Source organism: Bartonella sp. AA86SXKL (genome assembly GCF_042196885.1).
On the sequence record NZ_JBHIRE010000006.1, the window covers coordinates 1 to 23,113 of the forward strand.

A 23,113-nucleotide genomic window follows, 5' to 3' on the forward strand; every position below is an offset into this window, starting at 1 on the left:
GAAATTGCGATGATTTTGTTGTTACTTTTCGATTGAATACTAGTTAATTTTTGCATATTTCACTCTTATTAAAATCTAGATAATATTTTTATATAAATAAACATATTGTATTTTATGAGTCATAATTAACGCCACTATGGCTTAAATAGCAGAGTAACAAGTTGGGTTGCAGAACCTGCGACGACAACACCTACTGCCCAACGTACAAAAGTGTCTTTTCCGATGTAGCGTCCTGCATAGCCAATTGCTAAGCACAACAGTATAACGGCAGCAGCGATAGGGATAATTACTTTTAAGTCTGTCTGTAAATCCTTTAGAGCCGTCTCTGCATTTTGTAAAGTTTTTACTTTGGCTTGTGCATGAGCAGAACTATTCATAAAAAATATGGTCAAAGCTGCTGAAAATGCAGCAATTTTATTACGAGCTGTTGTGTGAAGAATATTTAATTGTTTCATGTTCTTTATCCTGATTAAGATTAAAACTCCCACAAATGACCCCTCGTTCATGAAGAAACTTAAAAAGATATTTTGGATCAGCCCAAGTTCTTAGTTTTCCTCTTTGTGTAAGTAACGTATATTTATTTGGTTTTCCGGTGATTGGATCATCGGAAATAAACGTGAAATACCATTCCCTTTCTGAAAGCATCACGACTGTAATCTCACGTGCTGCTTTTTGACTAAATGCCATATCAACGCTGTTTTGTTCTATCATTTTCATTATCTTTGCCCTCAATTAGAAGAGATTTTTTTCAATCTTACTAATTAGAGCTTTAACATTTTCTTATCTACCTTTCATTATAATATCCTATCAAAATTCTGGGTTTTCGTGAAAATATCAATCATCACTCTAGCGAGCCTCTCGATGAAGAAAATCTTCAGCTGAAAAAGCATCGTGGGCACTACTTTCTTTATGTGTAAATGCATCTTCCTCTCCTTTTGAAGAGAGAGGAAGAGAATCTACTTTAGTTGTCTGTTCTGGTTCTTCTTTTTTAAGCTTTACAGGCTCCTGCAAGCCTTCATTTCCTCGTACAGCAGCTTTTACTCCAATATATGAAGTAATTTTTTGCATAGAGGTGTGGTTTGAGTTTTCTGTATTGTAAAAATTCAGCACAGACTGCAAAGTCGCTTTTTCAAAGATGCACTTTGATGTTGTTTGTTCATAGCAGTAAGTTAAAGCGCTTTGCACAGCTGTAAAATTTCCGCAAAAATCAAATGCATCAAAAAGAGAAAACAATTTCACATTTATAACATCAATTTGCTCTAAAATTATGTTAAAATTATGTTTATTCTGGCTAAACTGTTCAGTTATTGGGATTGTTTCCTTAAGCTGAGATGATTGATAGAAGAAGTTATCTTTATCATCTGTTACATAGACATTGTCCCGCGTTTCTTGTTCGGCAACAACTGAAAATGTCATGGGAGGCATATTGGATATGTATGCAGCAGCAAAAAATGTGAAATCTGGAACAATCATTAGCAATACACCTTATTATGAAGAATTTTATTAATACAAATGCTAATTCTGTGTTGTGCTTTTTCTCGTTGTCTTTTGATTTTATAAATTTGTAGAATGAGATTGTTTAGCTTAGAATATTCCTTGTGATTATTGCTTTGTTCTCTTCTAAGAATATTTCTAATATATGCGAATATCCAACCAACAAGATAAAAGTGTGGAATAAAATATAGTACATTACGCCAACTAATATTATTGGAATCACGAAGAAAGGCGCTGCTTTTAAAAAATAATAATCTTTGATACTGTATTGAAGCTGCTTGTTTTATATAATTCTCTAGTTGCAAAAATCTTTTCAAAAAAAATTTATACGAAGTAAAAAGCCGTTGTGTATGAGGGGAGGTTTTCTTGTCATAATGAACTACACCATCAATATACAGAGAGGGCTTGTTCTTTGTTGCGTATTGCCATAACTTATAGAGTGACGATTTATATTTACTTTTGACTACTGATTCATGAGAGTCAGAGAGGTGTGATGGTGTTTGAGCACTGCATTTAGCAGTTCCAGCGATTGAGCTGAAAAAAGATGCAGTGGCGGTAATTGATATACCAATAAACAGTTCTTTGTGGCTCAAAGCACATCTCCGTCAAAGTGATATATGTATCGTAATTTTAATTTCGATAATAAATGGACAAAAATTGTCTATAATTGTGTTTAAAATATGTCAAAAAGAAATTCTTTTTTGCAAGGGGAGTAATTAAGGTGAATGATCTCAAAAATATGAATTTTGATGAACTACAAGAGATGCGTACACAAATCGATGTGGAATTAAAAAAACGGCAAGCAAAGGAAAAGCAAAATGCGCGACGAAAAATTCTTGAAATTGCTAATGCCCATGGAATTGATATCGCTGATCTTGTGAGCAAAGAGCGCCATTATAGAAATCCCAATAACCAATGGGAATTATGGAATGGGCGTGGACGTAGACCTAAGTGGATTAAAGAGTGGTTGGAGAATGGGTATACACTTGATGAACTCGAAGTAACGTAACACGTGTGCGATCTTTACAAGATAAGGGAATACCAAGGAATGTAAATGCAAGAAGTATGCTCTTTTGGGTAATTTAATTGTATAAATATACTGAACGAATATATTAAAGTATTGAGTTACCAAATACAATGATAGGGAGCGTGAAAAAGTTTATTTAAATGCAAAAGGTCTTGTTGTTATAATCTGGCAAGCATAATGATGATGCCAGATTGGAATATTGTAATTGCTTTTGGCATTTGAGAGAGGGGGATATTTTACTTCTTTTTATCGTTTCATTAACGGTGCTCTTTTTAGTCTATGTAAATAAAGAGTTTTATTGATTATTTACAAAAATGGTCGAAATGAGAATAATTTATTGCATAGGGATTTTAACTCAATATGTAAAATGATAATTTTATCAATTAATATGTTAATAAATTAGCATACTTATATTTTTGAAATACTGTTCTGTAGAACAAGCCTGATGTTATAGGTTTTGTTTGGTCTTTTTTCTGTAAGATTATATACGAGGCATTTACTTTATTTATCGTTCGTTTAGTTGAGATGAGTGAGTATATAGAAAAATGGAAAATTTCTATGGCTGTTATGGGTTTTATAGAATTTATGACATATTTCTGAGCGTTTGTGATTAAAACTCATTTATGAGCGTTTATGAATAATGAATAAAGAGCGTATTTGAAAATAAAAGGATTGGATCATTTCTATTGCAGTTTATCTTCTTTTATGGTGTGAAATAGAGGGATGATATGCAGTTTTACAATTGTGTGTGATGGTATAGAGTACGGAACACTTTGTTATATATTGGAATATTTTTTCTAAAGTCGTGTGGTATTCCACAATAAGTTAAAGAGTTTGTCTGAGAAGCAGAATGCCCCAAACGGAATACATTTATGTTTCCAATTTACGCGCTTTTTTAAAAGAAAAATTTTTCAATGCAACTAAGCTTATTTTATAGCGCTTTTCGTGAATAGTATAACGTAAAAGTCCCTATGAGCATATAAAATCCATTGTACACCACCATTTTTACTTCAATAAAAAGTATAAGCCGGCGCCATTATATACTTTACTCGCCTACAATGTTGCTAAAGTCCTTAGTTCTTGAGAGGGGGAGACTTTTTGTTGCTTTGTTTAATTGTTTTTATTTATACGACACTCTCACTTGTGATGTACAAGCGAATGATTTTGATTGCTTCAACGTGAGAGAGATTTGAAATAAGGGTATTTTATGATCTTTAGATTTCTCACTCAATATGAGAACAATGAACTTATTATTGTAAATAAAGTGTTGTGTGCTAAAAAGTCTTGTTTATTTTGTTATGCCGTGAAATGGCTTCTTTTAAGGTGTGGTGATATAAGGTAACCTCTTTGAGACATTAAACGTTTTTTCAGTGCATGGTGAATATTCTTAGAATGTAGCTTGCTTGTCGAGTTTTATGTTAAGTGAAATATGGGAGGAGGAAGTCAAAAAAAAATTACTCGACAGGAATCCGGTTTGTAAATAGATTGGATGAGATAGGAATTTTTTGTTCTTTGAAGGAGGAAGGCAAAGGTTGTAAAAAAAGTGAAATAGTATGAATTTTTGCTTAAAGTGGGAAGCCATGTAGAAGACGTGGGGCATTTGGAGAGAGTCCGGCAGCTTCTTGAATGAAGTATTTTTTTATTTTTGGTGCTTGATTAATGATTCCAAGTCCGGTATCGCGGAGCATCCGTAAAAGAAGGCTATCATTAGAAAAGAGTTTATTAAGCCAATCATTGCTTAAAGCCATACGGACAATTTCAAAACGTCTCCAGCTTTGATAGCGCTCTAAAGCCGTGAGGGAGCCAATGTCAAGACCTAGTCGTGCTGTTTCAATAATCACTTCAGCGAGGGCAGCGCTATCGCGTAATCCTAAATTGAGTCCTTGTCCTGCAATGGGGTGGATGGTATGGGCGGCATCGCCAACGAGAGCAAAACGTGGTTTAACGCATTGACGTGTTAAAGAAAGACTCAAAGGAAAAGCTTGACGTTCGCCATCCCAAGAGAGTTTGCCTAATCGATGGCCAATGCGTCTTTCGAGTTCTGTTTCAAAAATAAGTGCATCAGCTTTGAGATAATATTGCGCAGTTTTATGATCTTCATTCCACACAATGGCGGATCGGTTGCCTTTGAGAGGGAGAAGAGCAAAAGGACCGGCAGGTAAAAAATGTTGAATTGCTTGACCATTATGGGGTTTTTCATGTTCAACTGTGCAGATAATTGCTGTTTGTTTATAGAGATGAGAAAAGTTTTTAAGATCTGCTTTTTGGCGTAATTTCGAATGGGCTCCGTCAGCTGCAATAAGCAATTTTGTTTGCCAAACCTCTTCATTATTTAAAGTAACGGTTGTATGTTGGTCTTCTTGATGAAAATCAATGACACGGGTGTTTGTAATAACAGGGATATTGAGATCTTTGACACGTTTTTTTAAAGTGTTGATGAGTTCTCTATGCTCTACCATAGCAGCAAAGGGCTCGCCGGGATTAATGTCGCCTTCAAAGGTTAAAAGAGTAGGTTTGACAGGATCATTTGTGCTTGTATCTGTGATGATCATTGAATGAATGGGTTGCGCATAGGGTTTTATAGATTCCCAACATTGTAATTGTTTTAACATACGAATAGAAGCAGCAGCAAGGGCAATGGTTCGTATGTTAGAAGCAGGGGTATCTCCTTGTGGAGCAGCATCAACGATTTTTATTTTCAGATTAGGGGCTGTTTGCTTGAGTGCTGTCGCTAGGGTTAAACCGACAGCTGCCCCCCCTGCAATGAGCAGATCACATTGTTTAGTTTTATGAGATTTAATTTTTTTATTGGGTTGTACGTTTTTATTGCGATTAGAACACACAATACTTCTTCCATTGTTTATAGTTTGCTTTCTTTTAAAAAGAATATCTTTTTACATTGCCTAAAATATCTTAACTTTTACTTTTCTCTCTGCTTTACAAGAACGAGGTTTCTTTTTGGCGCCAATCTGATGACGGATTGGTTTTTCAGAGTTTTTCTGCTTAATCATTTATGTGATTCATCTTACAGATTTATCGGATAAGCTTTTTTGAATATTCCTCTTCAATTCTTTTTACACTTGGTTGATAAAAAAGAAAACTAAAAATAAACAAAGATGGTCGTGTATTTTTTAAGTTGTGTGAGTTACTTCAGTATGCCTGTCCTGAAGGGGGATATTTAGTTAGTATGATAGATAAAAAATTGTTGTCATTCGTGATGGTTAAAACAGTATTCATATTTTGCCGTTATCATGATGTAGCATAAAAAATATTATTTGTTGAGGAAGGTGCCTATAGGACCCATGTGACATTTTAACACATGAGGTGTTTTTTGGTTGATCGTGTGATAAATATCTTGGGAGAGCTTTTTGTGTGCCTTATGAAGGATAGTCTCTTAGGGTGGTGATATATGAGTGATATGAAGTGGTTAGAAGGTAGAACGCGCTAGATAAGACGTCGGATTGTTTACAGGCTATTTGTTTACAGATCGGTACAGAGTTTTAAGCTTCATCCTTTTTTAAGAGAGAGAGGGAGTTATAACTCTTTAAAATATGAAAGTTTTGTATTTGGAATTGATAGATGCACCGAAGTTCTTCTCCTTATGATTCATTAGAAGTGCGAAATTCTCAAGGTTCGCGTCTTATTGAGATGTTTTTACGTCAGATAGGGGTATTTATTGGGCTTGGGCTTTTGGGCTTTATTATTTTTTGTGTGTTTGCTTTGGCGACGTGGAATGTTGAGGATCCATCTTTAACCCATGCAAGTACAAATGAGGTTACAAACCTTATGGGGTGGATGGGGGCAATTTTTTCAGATTTTATTATGCAGTTTTTTGGCTTGGCAAGTCTTTCTGTTTTGTTGCCACCGTTATTTTGGTCTTTTCTCTTGTTGGCGCAAAAGAATATCTACAATTTGACTTTGCGCTTTTTTTTATGGGTGCTATCAACGATTTGTTTTTTAATTGCTTTTGCCCTTATGTCACCTGTTGCTTCTTTTACTTATTGGCCATTGCCAATGGGATTAGGAGGGGTTTTAGGAGATAAAGTTTTAAGTGTTGCTTCTTCAGTCTTTCCTCTTTTTCTTTCTCCTCCTTACACGGTGTTTTTCAGTGTTGTTTTTATTCTTTTAGGTTTTTTCACCGCTGCTTTTGCTGGTAATGTGATATGGCGGCGTCGAACAAAGAAAAGAAAAGAAAAAAGCATTCCCAAAGACGAAATCGTTAATCCAGTCTTTGAGTTGGAAGAAGATACGGAATATGCCGCAGAGGAGGATCGTGAAAATCATGGTTTTTTTGCGACAACTTGTGGCGCTCTTTTGCATCTTTTTTATTTTTTTCAAGCGCGTTTTTTTCGTTTATTCTGTTTCAAAAGGCGTTTTCAGAGTAAAGGGCAAGGAAAGCCATTTGATCGGATTGAGCCAACTTTTTTAGGTGAAAAAGTAAAGTGTGAGGAAAATCAAAATAAAGCCTATATTTCTCCTGTTAAAAATCGAAAGTCTTTAACAGCTTCTTCAAAGGGTGGTTTTGTTCTTCCTCTTGTAGATTATCTTTCGGTTCCACCACCGTCTGTTAAGGATGCAAAACTTTCTCCTGCTATTTTAAGAGCAAATTCTCAGGAGCTTGAAGGGGTTTTGTTAGATTTTGGGGTCAAAGGAAAAATTATAGATGCTTGTCCTGGACCGGTGGTAACTTTGTATGAATTTGAACCGGCTGCAGGCATTAAGTCTTCCCGTATCATTGGTTTGGCAGATGATATTGCACGCTCGATGCGTGCGATTTCGGCGCGTGTTGCGGTGGTTCCAGGACGTAATGTTATTGGAATAGAATTGCCTAATGCAAAGCGTGAGATGGTTTATTTACGAGAAATGTTGCAGGCGCAAGAATTTATTGACAGCAAAGCCAAGCTAGGACTTGCTTTGGGTAAGACAATCGGGGGGGAAGCTGTTGTTGCAGATTTAGCAAAAATGCCCCATCTTTTGGTTGCTGGTACAACAGGATCGGGAAAGTCTGTTGCTATCAATACAATGATTTTATCATTGCTTTATCGTATGACACCTGAACAATGTCGTCTCATTATGGTGGACCCGAAAATGCTTGAGCTTTCGGTTTATGATGGCATTCCCCATTTATTAACACCCGTGGTGACAGATCCTAAAAAAGCCGTGATTGCTTTAAAGTGGGCTGTTCGTGAAATGGAAGAACGCTATAGTAAAATGTCAAAACTAGGCGTTCGTAATATTGATGGGTTTAATGCACGTCTTAGGGAAGCTGCAAGTCAGGGAGAGACAATGGTGCGGACAATTCAAGTTGGATTTGATCGCGAGACCGGTGAGCCTCTTTATGAAACGGAAACACTTGATTTTAGTCCTATGCCCTATATTGTTGTCATTATTGATGAAATGGCTGATTTGATGATGGTTGCTGGTAAAGACATTGAAGGCGCGGTTCAACGCTTGGCACAAATGGCACGTGCTGCCGGTATCCACGTGATTATGGCGACACAGCGTCCTTCCGTCGATGTTATTACTGGGACGATCAAAGCCAATTTTCCTACACGTATTTCTTTTTCTGTGAGTTCAAAAATTGATAGCCGAACAATTTTAGGTGAACAGGGGGCCGAGCAATTATTGGGACAAGGAGATATGCTCTTTATGATGGGAGGAGGACGTATTCAACGTGTGCATGGTCCTTTTGTTGCGGATGATGAAGTGGAGCAGGTTGTTGCGCATCTCAAAGCGCAAGCACGACCTGATTATTTGGAAACAATTACGCAAGAAGTTGAAGAGGATGGTGCTGATGTTTCTTTGGCTTCTCCTTCAGAAGATGATCCCTATAGTCAAGCTGTTGCTATTGTGCTTCGTGATCGTAAGGCTTCGACTTCTTATATTCAACGCCGTTTAGGCATTGGTTATAATCGTGCTGCGACACTGATTGAGAGGATGGAAGAAGAAGGTATCATTAGTCCAGCAAATCACGCAGGGAAACGAGAAATTTTAGTGCCTGCTGAAGAAGAGCGCTTTTGAAAAATCTTTATAGTTGTTTTTTATAATATCTTATAAAACAAGTGTTTGTTTACTGTATCGTAGAAAGTCTGCATTTTCATACACCAGTTCTCGATTTGCGATAGCTCCTTGGCACTTGGAACTCTTTATAAGGGGATTCTTTATCTTATATAACTTTTATCCACACACCAACCTTGCTTGTAATGTGCAAGCAAATGATTTGAGTTGATTCAATATGAGAGAGTATGTGATGAAAGAATCTTATTGTATTTGGCGTTATGATTTAAGTTAAAAAGATAAATTATTATAAATCAATATCTTGGTATAAAATAATGTTATTGCGAATGTAGGGGTGTAAAAGCATGTAAGACTTGATATTTAAGTGTCTTTTTAAGTGCGCTCTAAATATTTAGGGCAAGGCTGATCTGTCGAGTCTTAATATAAATGAATTATATGGGGTGGGAAGCTAAGTGAAATTTGCTAAACTCCAAACTGTTTACAGAGCGGTTGTGGTGAAAATTTTTATTCTTTTGGGTGAGAAGGAAGTCAAAAAAGTATTTTTGATACTTAAAAGAGCTTTCAGGTTTGCGAGTAATATGTTTAGTCCTTAATCCATTATGTCTTGACTATAATTTATGTTGCTTCATAGATTAGGGGTGGAAAAGAATATATTATGCGTTTAGAAAAGCAGGAAATTTGGATGCTTTCGGAAACTTAAACGCAGACTGATTATTTGGAAACGATACCGCAAAAAATAAAAAAGGATGTTTCTTTAGCTTTTTCTTTAGCAGATGATTCCTATTGTCAAGCTGTTGCTATTATGCTTCGTGATCGTAAGGCTTCAACTTTTTATATTCAATGTCGTTTAGGCATTGGTTATAACCGTGCCGCCACATTGATCGAAAGGATAGAAGAAGAAGGCATCATTAGTCCAGCTAATGATATGGGTAAGCGAAAAGTGTTGGAGATTGTCGAAGAAGAATACTTTTAAAAATCTTTTGATATTTTTTTCAAACAATATCTTTATCTTATAAAGAAGGGTATTTATTCGTCGTTGATCACTTAAGTTATGAATTATAAAGTCAATTAAGTATTGCTTGGGAGCATTTTTTATGAAAACGTCTTTTTTACCGCAAAGAAGAGTCTTTGGGTTGGTGGGAATTATTATCTTTTGGTGTTTAACTGTTCCTGTTTTTTCGCAAGCATCTAATAAAGTGATAAAGGCGCAAAATGTTGTGAATCACTTTGCGGCAATCAAAACAATGACAGGTGATTTTATTCAGTTTAGTCCAAAGGGAAAAATGTCTCAGGGGACATTTTATTTAGAGCGCCCAGGGAAAATTCGTTTCATTTACAAAAAAATGCCTTTACAGATTATTTCAGATGGCCAATTTGTAGGTATTAACAATCGGGCTTTGAATACTTGGAACTTTTCACAACTTTCGCAAACGCCAATGAAATTTTTGTTGGATGATAAAATTGATGTATCTTCTGGGCGCTTGTTCGCATTTCGCGAAGATCCAGGGGCTGTAACGATTGTTCTGCATGATAAAACGATTGGGGCAGGGCAAATAAGGATGGTTTTTGATTCTAAAGGCTCTGCTTTGCGACAGTGGACAATTGTTGACCAACAAAATTTGGAAACTACTGTGCAGATTATGAATGTGCGGACAGACGTCCGGTTCGCTAATGGGATGTTCACACTTCCTTCGAAGAAATGAAGAAAGAGTGTTACGTCATTGGGATTAAAACAAATGTTCTTTCGTATTGCAACTTGGAATATTAATTCTATTCGTTTGCGTCTTGCACAGGTTTTTCAGTATTTGGATCTCTTTTCCGTAGATGTTTTGTGTCTACAGGAAACAAAATGTCCAGATGCTTTATTTCCAGTGGAGGCTTTTGAAGCAGCGGGTTATAAGCATATCGCATTGAGTGGACAAAAATCTTATAACGGGGTGGCTATTGTTTCTCGTTTGCCTTTTAAAAAGGTAGAAAAGCGTTTTTTTTGCCAAAACCAAGATTGTCGCTATATCTCAGTTATTGTGGAAGCCCATGGGAGAAGCTTGCGGATTCATAATTTTTATGTTCCTGCTGGGGGAGATATTCCAGATGCTGATGTGAATGAAAAATTTCGTCATAAGCTTGATTTTTTAGAAGAAATGTCTTCCATACGTGCGGATCAAGGAGATGGTCTTTCTTCTCTTTTGGTGGGCGATTTAAATATTGCTCCTTTGGCAGAGGATGTTTGGTCTCATCAGCAATTGTTGAAGGTTGTAAGCCATACTCCTATTGAAACCAAGCGTTTACAGGATTTGTGTTGTCAAGGTGGATGGGTTGATCTGATGCGGTTGCATATTCCTGCTCCTACCAAGCTTTATACATGGTGGAGTTATCGTGCACGCGATTGGGCATTTACCGATTATGGGCGGCGGCTTGATCATGTTTGGTCTTCTCCTGATTTAGCACCTTTTGTTGTAGATCTTTCGATTTTTCGTGATGCGCGCGGATGGGAACGCCCTTCAGATCATATTCCTGTGCAAACTGTATTTGATTTTTCACGTCAAGTTTGAAATAAGAGGTAAATAAAGTATTAATATTAAATAATGATTCTGAAAGAATGCGGGAGACTAGATGTATATCAGAAATCTCAAAAGGGGCGCTTCTCGTGGATTACTTTCTATTGTCTTGTTGTGGTTGCTTTTGTCAGGATGTATGGTTGGTCCCAATTACCAGAAAACATCTTTTCGTGTTCCAGCAGTTTGGGGAGAAAAATCTGCACAGACTGCTGGACAGCCAGTTGCGCTTGCCGGATGGTGGCGGCGTTTGAATGACCCTGTTCTAGATGCATTAATGGATTATGCGATTTCTGGAAATAATAATGTTGCTGTTGCCAAAGCTCGGGTACGTGAGGCGCGTGCGAGTTTAGGACAGGTTGTGGGAACTCTTTTGCCAAATGTGTCCAATTCAATTTCAGGAACCCGTAGTCATTCTGCACAGTCTGATGCATTGTTAAACCAATACCGTAGTGGTTTTGATGCAAGCTGGGAGCTTGATTTTTTTGGTGGGCATAAACGAGCGGTTGAAGCAGCGCGTTATGGTCTTGATGCGGCTGTGGAAGATATGCGTGCTACCATGGTGACATTGTTAGGAGATGTGGCAACAAATTATGTACAAATGCGTGGTTGGCAACAGAAATTGTTGATTGTGCGTCAAATTGCTGTATCACAACGTAAAACCTATGAATTGATGCGTGCTAGATTAACAGCTGGTGATGTTTCTGAGCTCGATGTTTCAAATGCGCAAGCACAAATGGCAAATACAGAAGCAGATATATCACAGATGGAAGCGAATTTAGCAATGAGCGTTCATCGCCTTTCTGTCTTAATTGGTCGTGTGCCTACGGCATTGAAGGCTCTTTTACAAAAAAATGCTAAGTATGCAAAGATTCCACAACCGCGCTGGCCGATACCAGCAGGAATTCCAGCTGATATTTTGTTAACACGTCCGGATTTACGACGGGCAGAGCGTCAATATGCGCAAGCGACAGCGCGGATTGGTCAACGTGAAGCAGATCGCTATCCATCACTTACTTTAACAGGTAATATTTCGACAGCCGCAACGGCGATAGATCAGTTATGGAAAAATTCAACGATTGGCTGGTCTTTTGGACCTGGTCTGCGTTTTCCTTTTTTTAATGGAGGTCAGGTTGAGGCTTCTATTGCTGTCGCGCGTGCACAGCGTGATCAAGCTTTTATTACTTATCGGGCTGCTGTTTTGGGAGCTTTAGAAGATGTAGAAAATGCGTTGGTAAGATTAACTAAAGAACATCAACGCTTAGAAAAGCTAATCATTGCGAATAAAGCTTCTCTTCATTCCTTAAAACTTTCACGGAGTCTTTTTGAGAATGGAAATACCAGTTTTCTTGAATTGTTAAATGCTGATCGCTCTTATTATTCTGCACAAATGGCACTTAAAGATAGCCGTGTTTCTTTGGTTACACAATATATCACGTTGATGAAAGCATTGGGGGGGGGCTGGGATGGCGTTGTTGATGTATCACGTCCGGAAGTCGTTGATGGTGCACCTCGTTCGCGTGCAAAGGTAGGGAAATGAAAAAAAACTTACTCAAAAATTTCATTACAAAACACAAAAAACTTTCCTTCTTTTTAACTGCTATATTTCTCATTCTCTTGTTTTTATGGTTGCGTTCTGTTTTTTTTGGAACATCTACTCCAACTTATATAACAGCGGTGGTGAAGCGTGGGGATATTGAGGAAAGTGTTTTAGCTTCTGGTCTTGTACGTCCTTACCGGTTGGTGGCAGTTGGTGCGCGAGCAACAGGGCGTGTGGTGTCAATGCATGTTTCCCCTGGGAGTGTTGTGAAAGAAGGCGATCTCTTAGCAGAAATTGATCCTACAGATCAGGAAAATGATTTAAAAAGAAAAAAAGCAGCATTATCGCATTATTATGCGAGTTTGGTAGAACAAGAAGCCTATCTTTCTCTTGCACAGAAAAATTTAGAGCGTCAGAAAAAAATGATTGAAACACGTGCGGTTTCACGTGCGAACCTCGATGAGGCTACGACACAGGTGAAAATACGCGAGGCGCAAATTGAACAACTTCGTCAGCAGATTGTGCAAGCACAAATTGATGTGGAGAGTGCAGAGGTTAATTTAGGTTATACACGCATCACTGCCCCTTCAGCGGGAACGGTTTTGGCAACAGTTGTGGAAGAAGGGCAGAATGTGAATGCGGTTCAGTCGGCGCCAACAATTGTTATTTTGGGTGATTTATCAAAGATGACGATCAAGGCGCAAATCTCAGAAGCAGATGTTCTTAAAGTCCGAGCTGGACAACCACTTTATTTTACAGTTCTAGGTAATTCACAGCGTCGTTATGAAGGCGTTTTAGAAAAAGTAGAGCCGGCTCCTGAAACAATTCGTGCTGATGTGAGTATTAATCCTGGTATGGTGAGTGGTTCTAGTGCTTTAATCTCATCGGCTATTTATTATAACGGAATTCTACATGTTGATAATGCGGACAATTTTTTGCGAACCTATATGACTGCTCAAGTTCATATTATCTTAGGGCGCGCACAGAATGTCTTGTTGGTTCCAAGTAATGCTTTACGCGATGAGACAAGAGAGCGTAAAGCATGGGTTTCTGTTTTGGTGGGGGAAAATAAGTTGGTTACTAAACAGGTGAGCGTTGGGTTGAATAATAAGGTTATGGCAGAGATTATTTCAGGACTTAACGAGGGTGATGTCGTCGTCACCAGTTCGTCTGATGGAGTGATGCCCGAGTCTTCTAACATGCATAGCGAAGACGAGAGTTAAAGCATGAGCACAAATCAAGCAGATGCTGTCTTCGTCTTGGAAAATATTGTGCGTAAATTTCCTGCGGGCGAAGCGTTTGTTACCGTTTTGAAAAACATCAATCTTACCATTAAACGTGGTGAAATGGTGGCAATTGTAGGTGCTTCCGGTTCAGGTAAATCTACCTTGATGAATATTTTAGGCTGTCTTGACCGTCCAACTTCTGGCCGTTATTGGATCTCTGGTAAAGAAATAGCTTCCCTTTCTGCGGATGAATTGTCGGCTTTGCGACGTAATCATTTTGGTTTTATTTTTCAGCGTTACCATTTGTTGAATGAATTGACAGCTCTTGGTAATGTTGAAATTCCGGCTATTTATGCGGGAAGTGCCGTGGAAGCAAGGAAAAAGCGGGCACAGGATCTTTTAACACGTTTGGGCATGGGTGATCGGATAAATCATCGTCCAAATCAGCTGTCCGGTGGTCAGCAACAACGTGTTTCTATTGCTCGGGCGCTCATGAATAATGCGGAGGTCATTCTTGCAGATGAACCAACTGGTGCATTGGACAAAAAGAGTGGGCAAGAAGTATTGCATATTTTGGATGAACTTCATCAAGAGGGACGTACTATTATCATTGTAACCCATGATATGCAGGTGGCTGAAAGAGCAGAGCGTATTATCGAAATCAGTGATGGGGAAATTATTGCTGATAAGCGGTCAAGGGTTGCAAAAACAAAAGTTGGTGGAAAATCTCTTCAGGAACAACAAAATCTAAAAGGCCAACAAAAACTGGGCTTTTTTCGTTCTTTTGTTGAGCGATTCCGTGAGGCGTTTGTGATGGCTCTGTTGGCAATGAATGCACATCGCATGCGGACTTTTCTAACAATGCTTGGGGTGATTATCGGTATTGGGGCGATTATTGCTATGGTGGCTTTAGGGAATGGTACACGAGAGAAAATTCTGGAAAATTTTAAAAGTTTGGGTGCTAATACATTAACCATTTTTCCTGGCAAAAGTTTTTCTGATCCACAAGCAGAAAAAATAACCAGTTTGGTTGAAGCTGATGCAGAAGCCTTGTCTGGGTTACCTTATGTTTCTGGTGTAACACCTCAGATTTCAACAAGCTCAAAAGTGCGTTTTGGTGCAGTTGAAGTCAATGCTATCATTGTGGGGGTGGGAGAACAATTCTTTCAGACACAGGGGCTTAAAGTTTTCAAAGGACAGTTTTTTGATCAAAAAAGTGTGCATGATCGGGCGGTTGATCTCGTGATTGAAAAAGAAGCATTGTCTGTTCTTTTTCCCCATAGCCATGAAAGCCCTCTTGGCAAAGTGGTGCATGTGGGTAATGTTCCAGCGCGTATTATTGGTGTTGTTGATTCGCAAAATCACGCAAATGGAAACACATCAAATACATTACAGCTTTATTTGCCCTATACAACAGTGCAAACGCGTTTTCTTGGTACAACAGAAGTTCGTGCAATTACTGTTAGGATTGCTGATGATGTCGATTCACATTTAGCGGAAAACATGGTGAAACGTTTTCTCATTATGCGGCATGGTGGAGAAGATTTTTTCATTAGAAATTCAGAATTCTTTCGTGAACGTATCATGGAGAGTACACATATCTTAACACTTTTAATTTCTTCAATTGCAGCGATTTCCCTGATTGTAGGTGGTATTGGGGTGATGAATATTATGCTGGTCACCGTTTCTGAGCGGATCAATGAAATTGGTGTGCGTATGGCAGTTGGTGCACGCCAAAGTGATATTTTGCAGCAGTTTCTCATTGAAGCGGTGTTGGTTTGTGTCATTGGTGGTGGTTTGGGGATCTTGCTTGGGCTTTCTATCGGTGGCTTGTTCCTTCTGTTTAAGGCACCTATCCATCTTATCTATACCATTGAATCGATCATTATGTCTCTTACTTTTTCAACCCTCATAGGAATATGTTTTGGCTTTTCTCCAGCGCGGCAAGCTTCACGGCTTGACCCTGTTGTCGCTCTTTCACGCGATTAGACTTTATCAATTTGGGCATGTTTGTTCGTGATGCTTTCCACTTGGATGAAGCGTTTATGAAGCAAAACATGAATGGGAAAAGTTTAGCATTATTTGCTGCTCTATTTTAGAAAACGCTTTGTTCGTTAAGTGGAGCGTACCACTAGAGGTGAACGTTTCTTATAGCGCACCACATCATGTGAGATGTGGTAGGCATATAAGCCTTCTTGAGGCATTAAATGTTTTGAGAATGCATGATGAATATTTTTAAATCTTTCTTGTCAAGTCTTATGGAAGTAAATCCTATTAAGGAGAAGTTAAATGGAACCCGTTAGAATGAGATTGCTTGCAGACTGAATTTTGTTAAAAATCTTTGTCTTCTGAGATATGAAGAGGAGGACAAATGAAATATATTGCGCGACGATTCTTAAGATTTAATTTAAAAAGAGGCGGGGTAGTGAATAGTATATCTGCTAACAAACAAAAGAACAAAAAAGAAGGTTGATGCCAAAAACAGCTTAAACCTCCGTTCTTCCAAAAAAATGAACTGGTATCGAGATAGCTGAGCAGTTTAAGAGGTTTCGTTTAGTCTTTTTAAGATTTTCGGAAAAGAGGTTATGTGGATTTCTCACTTTTGGTTTTGCAGAGGGTGGTGCAAATTATAGGTGTTTAGGTTTATGCAAATAAATTATGATCTTGCTCAAGTTTTAAAATGTGACCTAAGACACTGTCATTTTCTGTTCCTTTATTTAAGTAACGTAGCTTCTTTAGAATATTTTGTTTAAGGTATCGCTTTTTTCTGCCTTATTTCATGAGTTTGGTGAGGACGACAAAAAGTTTGAGAGGCGGATCGCTTCTTATTTTGAATGATGTATGAATGAAAAGGGTTTTCATTCATTGAAAAAGAATAAGCTCATATTCAGCAGGTATGAGATGAAGTAAGAGAACATCGTAATACCAAGCTGCAGTTATGCTGCTAAAGAACATAATGGCGCTAGTGATGAGCAATGGTATGTCTAGTTGGTATGGTATTCTCCCTCCTGCTACAAGTCCGATACAGATAAAAAAGAATTCTAAAGCCACCCGCTATAAAGTATAAGAAGCGAATAATTAGTCTACGAAAGAACAAAAGATAAAGAAATATTTCAAAAATCAATATTTTGAATATCACGACTAATATTTTGCGTATTATAGTGAAATTATATGCATGATCGTTCGTAAAATGCGCTGTTTTGTGTGTGGAGTTTCTTCCTTGGTGTCTTGTGTGTTCGCAGGTGTCGTATCCATTTCCCCCCTCTCATTCCTAAGCTAAATCCTAAAATTATTGCGCACTTTATTTTGTATTCTTAACAAAAGGCAAAAAATATTTTCAAAATCATCACGCCTTACCGTTTATTTCCATAGGGATATAGACATCAATAAATGCATCATATGATTTGGGGGATACTCAAAAGGATCAAAAGATTCTCTATTGTTGATTTAATTAAGCATAGAAGAAATGTCTTAAAATCAAGCAATTTTAAGCTTTTTTAAGTTTTTTGGGTAGAACAAGAGGCATTGACGAATTGGTTTAGATTCGATAATTGAAGGTATTTTTCATTGGGGGGAAGCATGACGCTGCAATCGCTTTTACAGACATATCGTGATGAAGCGCGTACCGAACGAGATAAAGGTACATATTTTGAGCGTTTTGCTCTTGCTTATCTAATATATGATCCTCTTCAGTTTGGGTGTTATGAAAAGGTTCAAACCTTTAAAGATTGGGCTCATGAAAATGGTTGGGATGGTCGGGATACCGGTATTGATCTTGTGGCAAAGCTTCGTGATGAAGAGGGGTTTGCAGCAATCCAATGTAAATTTTATGATGCAGCCTATCGAATTAAAAAAGCAGATATTGATAGTTTTATTTCGGCATCAGGGAAAGCTCCATTCAAGCGGCGTGTTATTATAGATAGTACTGAAAGTGCTTGGAGTGATAACGCTGAAACAATGATACGGGGGCAGGATATTCCTGTTATACGGATTAATCTTTCCGATATACAACAAAGTCCGATCTGTTGGGAAACTTTTGCAGCCCAGGGCAAAGTTGTTTTGGAGGATAAAAAGAAGTTGCGTCCACATCAATTGGAAGCATTGCGTGATGTGCGTGCTGGGCTTGCTCAAGCAGATCGGGGGAAGCTTATTATGGCTTGTGGTACTGGTAAGACATTTACCAGTCTTAAAATTGCTGAGGATTTGGCGGGTGAAGGCAAGTTTGTTTTGTTTCTTGTTCCTTCCTTGGCACTGATGTCACAGACGGTCCGTGAATGGACAACGGATGCAGGAATCGGATTGAGATCCTTTGCTGTTTGTTCCGATACACAAGTGGGAAAGCGTCGTAAAAATAGTGATGATGTTGCTGAAATTGATGTGTTTGATCTTGCTTTTCCGGCGACAACCGATGCTGCTAAACTTGCAGAACAGGTGGCGAAGAGTGTTGCAGATAAGATGACCGTGGTGTTTGCAACCTATCAATCTATTCAGGTGATTGCTGATGCTCAGAAAAACTATGGTTTGCCAACATTTGATCTTATCATTTGTGATGAAGCGCACCGTACAACAGGGGCAACGCTGGTGGGCGAGGATGAATCCAATTTTGTTAAGGTGCATTCCAATGATGTTATTCGTGCCAAGAAACGCCTTTATATGACAGCGACACCACGTATTTTTGGTGATAACGCAAAAAGTCGCGCGAATGAAGTTAATGCTGTTCTTGCTTCTATGGATGATGAAAAGCTTTTTGGTAAAACACTTTTTTATCGGGGTTTTTCATGGGCAGTACAAAATGATCTTTTAACAGATTATAAGGTTATTGTCTTAGCAATGGACGAAAAATTGGTCAGTTCCGCTGTTCAGAAGCGCCTTAGTGATAGCGATACTGAGCTTATTCTTGATGATGCAACAAAGATTATTGGCTGTTATAAGGCTTTGACAAAACAAAATATGAAGGCTGATGTTGGTGCGGATTTATATCCTATGCATCGTGCTTTAGCGTTTTGTAAAACTATTAAAAGTTCTGAACTTGTGCGTGATGAGTTTTCTACGGTTGTTAGAGAATATCTTGATTATACGAAAGAGGATACAGAAAATGAGCATTTTCTGAAGTGTGAAATTGAGCATGTTGATGGCACTTTTAATGCGAAGGATCGTGGTGCATTACTTGACTGGTTGAAAGCTGATAGTGGTGAGGATGTTTGTCGTATTTTGACCAATGCTCGGTGTTTGTCTGAGGGGGTGGATGTTCCGGCTCTTGATGCGATCATGTTTTTAAATCCACGCAAAAGCCAGATTGATGTTGTGCAAGCGGTTGGGCGGGTGATGCGTCGCTCTGAAGGTAAAAAGATGGGATATGTCATTTTGCCAATTGGTATTCCTCCTGATACTCCAGTGGAACAGGCTTTGAACAACAATGATAAATATCGGGTTATCTGGCAAATTTTAAATGCTTTGCGTGCGCATGATGATCGTTTTGATGCGACGATTAATAAGGCATCCCTCGGGCAAGATATCAGCAATGTGATTGAGATTATTGGTGTCACGCAGAGCACTGAATTAAAGGCTATTACGGCTGTTGTAGACAATCTTCCACTACGCGCACAACCAGCACGATTGGGCATTGGTACAGCGGAGCGTGATGTCCTTTTTACAGATGGACAAGGGGAGCTTGCTTTCCCTGTGGATGAGATTTCTCGTGCCATCATGGCAAAGATTGTCAAGAAATGTGGGACACGTGATTATTGGGAGGATTGGGCGAGCAATATTGCTGAAATTGCTAAGAATCATATCACGCGCTTAACAGGCATTCTGGCAGAGCCAAATACTGAGGCGCGTCAAGCCTTTGACAGGTTTGTGGCAGAACTGCGTGATGACTTAAATGATGCTGTTACAGAAGCTGATGCGATTGAGATGTTGGCACAGCATATTATCACGCGTCCTGTCTTTCAGGTGTTGTTTGAAGGCTATCAGTTCACACGTGAGAATCCTGTCTCGCGTGCTATGCAGCGTATGCTTGATGTGCTTGATGAGGCAAATCTTGATAAGGAATCCAAAGATCTGGAAAAATTTTACGCAAGTGTAAAATTACGAGCCAGTGGCATTACGGATCCAAAAGCAAAACAGAGGTTGATTGTAGAGCTTTATGATAAGTTTTTTCGTTATGCTTTTCCACGCACTGTAGAAAAACTAGGCATTGTTTATACCCCCGTCGAGGTTGTGGATTTTATTTTGCACTCTGTCAATGATGTCTTAGAGCAAGAATTTGGGCAAACGCTTGGCTCACCGGGTGTGCACATCATGGATCCTTTTACTGGAACGGGAACTTTTATCACGCGGCTTTTACAATCGGGTCTGATAAAGCCAGAAGAAGTGAAACACAAATTTTGTCGTGAAATTCATGCCAATGAAATCGTGCTTTTAGCCTATTATATTGCAGCCATTAATATTGAGACGACCTATCATGGTCTGATGGGGGGCGATTATGTTCCGTTTGAGGGAATTTGTTTAACCGATACATTCCAGCTTTATGAGCAAGAAAAAGACCTGATCAGTGATTTGCTGGTGGATAACAGTACACGTCGGGCGCACCAGAAGGAACTGGATATTCGTGTTATTGTTGGCAACCCCCCTTATTCTTCTGGACAAAAAAGTGAAAACGACAATGCGCAGAATATTGGCTATCCTAAATTGGATCGTCGCATTCGTGAAACCTATGCCGCTCAATCTAAAGCAAGCAATGTTAATGGACTTTATGACAGTTATATTCGTGCCATTCGTTGGGCAAGTGACCGTATAAAAGACTGTGGTGTTATTGGTTTTGTGACAAATGCAGGTTTTATCAGTAGTTACTCTACGGATGGTTTACGAAAATGTTTAATCGAGGAATTTAGCAGCCTTTATATTTTCCATTTGCGGGGGAATCAACGAACTTCTGGAGAACTCTCTCGAAAGGAGGGGGGAAAGATTTTTGGTTCTGGGTCTCGCGCACCTATTGCGATTTCCATTTTGGTTAAAAATCCGGATGCACAACAGCATGGGAAAATATATTTTCGTGATATTGGAGATTATCTCACAGCAAAAGAAAAGCTCCGTGAACTTCAGAGGTTGGGGAGTATTGGTGGTATCACACGTGAACACAGCTGGCAGATGATTACACCTGATGAGCATGGCGATTGGCTGAATCAGCGCAATAATGATTTTGAAAAATTTCTAGCCTTAGGTGACAAGAAAGGCAGTGATAAAAGGCTCTTTGAAAATTTTTCTGGCGGTATACAAACTAGTCGTGATGCTTGGACATATAACTCAAGTCGTGAAGCTTTAGCAAAGAATATGAGCAATATGATTGCTTTTTATAACAGTGAAGTAGAGCGTTTTAATGCTGCGTATCTACATTCTGATCGCAAAGCACGTGCAAATGCTGTGAACGATTTTGTCAATACAGATTCTAGAAAGATTAGTTGGAGTAGTAGCCTTAAAGAAGAATTAATAAGGGGGAAAGCTTTTAAATTTAAAGATACGTATATTACTCAGAGCCTTTATCGTCCTTTTACACAACAGTGGCTCTATTACAATCGTGTTTTTAACCATAGAGTTTTACAAATGCCACGTATTTTTCCTCTGGAACAAGCGGCTGAAAATAAGGTGATACAAGTTACGGGAATTGGAGCAAGCAGTGGATTTTCTGTTCTGATGACTAAGAATTTATCTAATCTTCATGCAATGGATACTGGTCAATGTTTTCCACGGTATGTTTATGAAGATACTGTGTCCTTGAAAAATAAGGAGGGGGATCAGGTTCATTTGTTTGCAAATTTTGCAGAGGAAAGCAAAGAAACTGGTTTAGAGCGGCGTGATGCTCTTACGGACGAAGGGTTGGCTTATTTTAAGGCAGCTTATCCTGGCGAAATGATAACAAAGGATGATTTGTTTTATTATGTTTATGGGATTTTGCATTCTGAAGATTATCGTGCTCGTTATGCGCATAATCTGTCTAAACAATTGCCGCGTATTCCAACAGTTAAAAAGGTAGAGGATTTTTGGGCTTTTGTTACAGCGGGGCGAAAGCTTGGTGATTTGCATATGAATTATGAAGAGGTTGAACCCTATCCCGTTACCTATAAACAGGGTGATCCAAGAACTTGGGTGATTTCTGATGAGAAGAGTTTTTATCGTGTTGAAGCAATGAAATTTGCTGGTAAGCGTGGTGCTATTGACAAAAGCACCGTGGTTTATAATGCGAATATCACGATGCAGAATATTCCTCTTGAAGCTTATGAGTATGTGATCAATGGCAGGCCTGCTCTTGAATGGGTTATGGAGCGGCAGGTTGTCAAAACGGATAAAGCGAGTGGGATTGTGAATGATGCCAATCGCTATGCTGTTGAAACGGTGGGTAATCCAGCTTATCCATTGGAATTGTTTCAGCGGGTTATTACTGTAAGCTTGGAAACAATGAAAATTGTGCGCAACCTGCCAAAATTGGAAGTGAGAGAAACTGAAAAGGTTAAATTATCCATTGTGCGGTAAAATAGCGCTGTGTCGTAACAAACTGGCACTATCACACACCTTGTCAGCTCGTGGGTATTGCGACAGCCCTTGGCACTTGAGACACGTCCATAAGAGGCATGTCTTTCTTGTACAGTTTTACGCTGCGCAGGCTCTCTTCCTTTGTGATGTGCAAGTCCTATGTGATGTGCAAGAAAATGGTTTTGATTGATTCAATAGAGAACAGATTTGAAATGAGAGAATCTGATGATATTGAGAGCTCTCATTCAAGTTGAAGCGTAATAAATTTCATTATAAATCAATATATTGTATGTGATAAAGCACCTTAGGCAGTGAGGTCGCTAAAATTATGACGCATGAGCTTTAGCGGTAGTGATGAATATTCTCAGGAAGGGTTTTCTTGTCGAGCTTTATGTGAGTAAACCATATAAATGGGGAAGCTGAGTGGAACCTGTCCAGAGAAAGTGGATTGTTTACAAATCGTTGCTAATAAGAATCGTCGCCTTTTGAGATGTTGAGAGGAAATGACAATTCTCATGAAATCTGTCTTTTGAGGTGTTCTGATATTGAAGTGAGCAGGTGGAACGCGTTAGACAAGAAGCTGAGTTATTATTGTTTACAGATCAATAGAGTTTAAAAATTTTCGTTCTTTTTGGGAGAGGAAACCAGACAAAAAGTGATCTTAGAGAGCGAAATGATTTCAAAAAAGATTGCGATAAAAAATGTAGGGTATTTGTCGCGGTGT

Annotated in this window: 13 protein-coding genes and 1 pseudogene; 9 read left to right on the top strand and 5 right to left on the bottom strand. The window is 38.7% G+C overall.

What is annotated here, in order from left to right; genetic code table 11:
- Positions 1–134: 134 nt before the first annotated feature.
- The 4 genes from trwL to ACFIO5_RS04065 all read right to left on the bottom strand — a co-directional run bounded on the left by trwL (position 135) and on the right by ACFIO5_RS04065 (position 2,087).
- The gene (gene trwL / locus ACFIO5_RS04050; protein ID WP_375683254.1) at positions 135–455 is read right to left on the bottom strand and encodes a VirB2 family type IV secretion system major pilin TrwL; all 321 of its coding nucleotides are present in this window, start codon (positions 453–455) and stop codon (positions 135–137) included.
- Complete coding sequence (gene korA, locus ACFIO5_RS04055; RefSeq protein WP_375613158.1) at positions 418–717, bottom strand: KorA family transcriptional regulator; 300 nt, start codon at positions 715–717, stop codon at positions 418–420. The genes trwL and korA overlap by 38 nt, the downstream gene beginning before the upstream one ends.
- Positions 718–846: 129 nt before the next feature.
- A complete protein-coding gene (locus ACFIO5_RS04060) occupies positions 847–1,416 on the bottom strand; it encodes a lysozyme family protein (RefSeq protein ID WP_375683253.1) in 570 nt (189 codons plus the stop codon).
- Positions 1,417–1,472: 56 nt separating this feature from the next.
- Positions 1,473–2,087, bottom strand: a complete 615-nt coding sequence (locus ACFIO5_RS04065; protein ID WP_375633477.1) for a hypothetical protein — start codon at positions 2,085–2,087, stop codon at positions 1,473–1,475.
- Positions 2,088–2,215: 128 nt separating this feature from the next.
- On the opposite strand from ACFIO5_RS04065, the gene ACFIO5_RS04070 reads away from it, so the two are divergent.
- Positions 2,216–2,503, top strand: a complete 288-nt coding sequence (locus ACFIO5_RS04070) for an H-NS histone family protein (protein ID WP_015857007.1) — start codon at positions 2,216–2,218, stop codon at positions 2,501–2,503.
- A gap of 1,583 nt (positions 2,504–4,086) precedes the next feature.
- On the opposite strand, the gene ACFIO5_RS04075 is transcribed toward ACFIO5_RS04070, so the two are convergent.
- Positions 4,087–5,364, bottom strand: a complete 1,278-nt coding sequence (locus tag ACFIO5_RS04075; protein ID WP_375683252.1) for a ubiquinone biosynthesis hydroxylase — start codon at positions 5,362–5,364, stop codon at positions 4,087–4,089.
- Between the two features lie 736 nt (positions 5,365–6,100).
- Here ACFIO5_RS04075 and ACFIO5_RS04080 point away from each other — a divergent pair.
- The 8 genes and pseudogenes from ACFIO5_RS04080 to ACFIO5_RS04115 all read left to right on the top strand — a co-directional run bounded on the left by ACFIO5_RS04080 (position 6,101) and on the right by ACFIO5_RS04115 (position 22,389).
- Positions 6,101–8,542: an FtsK/SpoIIIE family DNA translocase gene (locus tag ACFIO5_RS04080; protein WP_375633474.1), complete on the top strand. Its 2,442-nt coding sequence runs from the start codon at positions 6,101–6,103 to the stop codon at positions 8,540–8,542.
- Between the two features lie 706 nt (positions 8,543–9,248).
- Positions 9,249–9,512: pseudogene (locus tag ACFIO5_RS04085) on the top strand (DNA translocase FtsK); the annotation flags it as partial.
- A gap of 121 nt (positions 9,513–9,633) precedes the next feature.
- Positions 9,634–10,242 carry a LolA family protein gene (locus ACFIO5_RS04090; RefSeq protein ID WP_375633473.1) on the top strand — a complete coding sequence of 203 codons (609 nt, stop codon included), beginning with the start codon at positions 9,634–9,636 and terminating at the stop codon, positions 10,240–10,242.
- A 33-nt stretch (positions 10,243–10,275) separates the two neighbouring features.
- On the top strand, positions 10,276–11,091 hold the full coding sequence (locus ACFIO5_RS04095) for an exodeoxyribonuclease III (protein ID WP_375676976.1): 816 nt from the start codon (positions 10,276–10,278) through the stop codon (positions 11,089–11,091).
- 61 nt (positions 11,092–11,152) lie between these two features.
- On the top strand, positions 11,153–12,634 hold the full coding sequence (locus tag ACFIO5_RS04100; RefSeq protein ID WP_375634390.1) for an efflux transporter outer membrane subunit: 1,482 nt from the start codon (positions 11,153–11,155) through the stop codon (positions 12,632–12,634).
- Positions 12,631–13,857, top strand: a complete 1,227-nt coding sequence (locus ACFIO5_RS04105) for an efflux RND transporter periplasmic adaptor subunit (protein ID WP_375633471.1) — start codon at positions 12,631–12,633, stop codon at positions 13,855–13,857. The genes ACFIO5_RS04100 and ACFIO5_RS04105 overlap by 4 nt, the downstream gene beginning before the upstream one ends.
- 3 nt (positions 13,858–13,860) lie before the next feature.
- Positions 13,861–15,849, top strand: coding sequence for a MacB family efflux pump subunit (locus ACFIO5_RS04110; protein WP_375705111.1), 1,989 nt, complete (start codon positions 13,861–13,863; stop codon positions 15,847–15,849).
- Between the two features lie 1,590 nt (positions 15,850–17,439).
- Entirely contained in the window at positions 17,440–22,389 is a 4,950-nt protein-coding gene (locus tag ACFIO5_RS04115; protein WP_375705112.1) for a DEAD/DEAH box helicase, read from the top strand.
- Positions 22,390–23,113 lie beyond the last annotated feature (724 nt).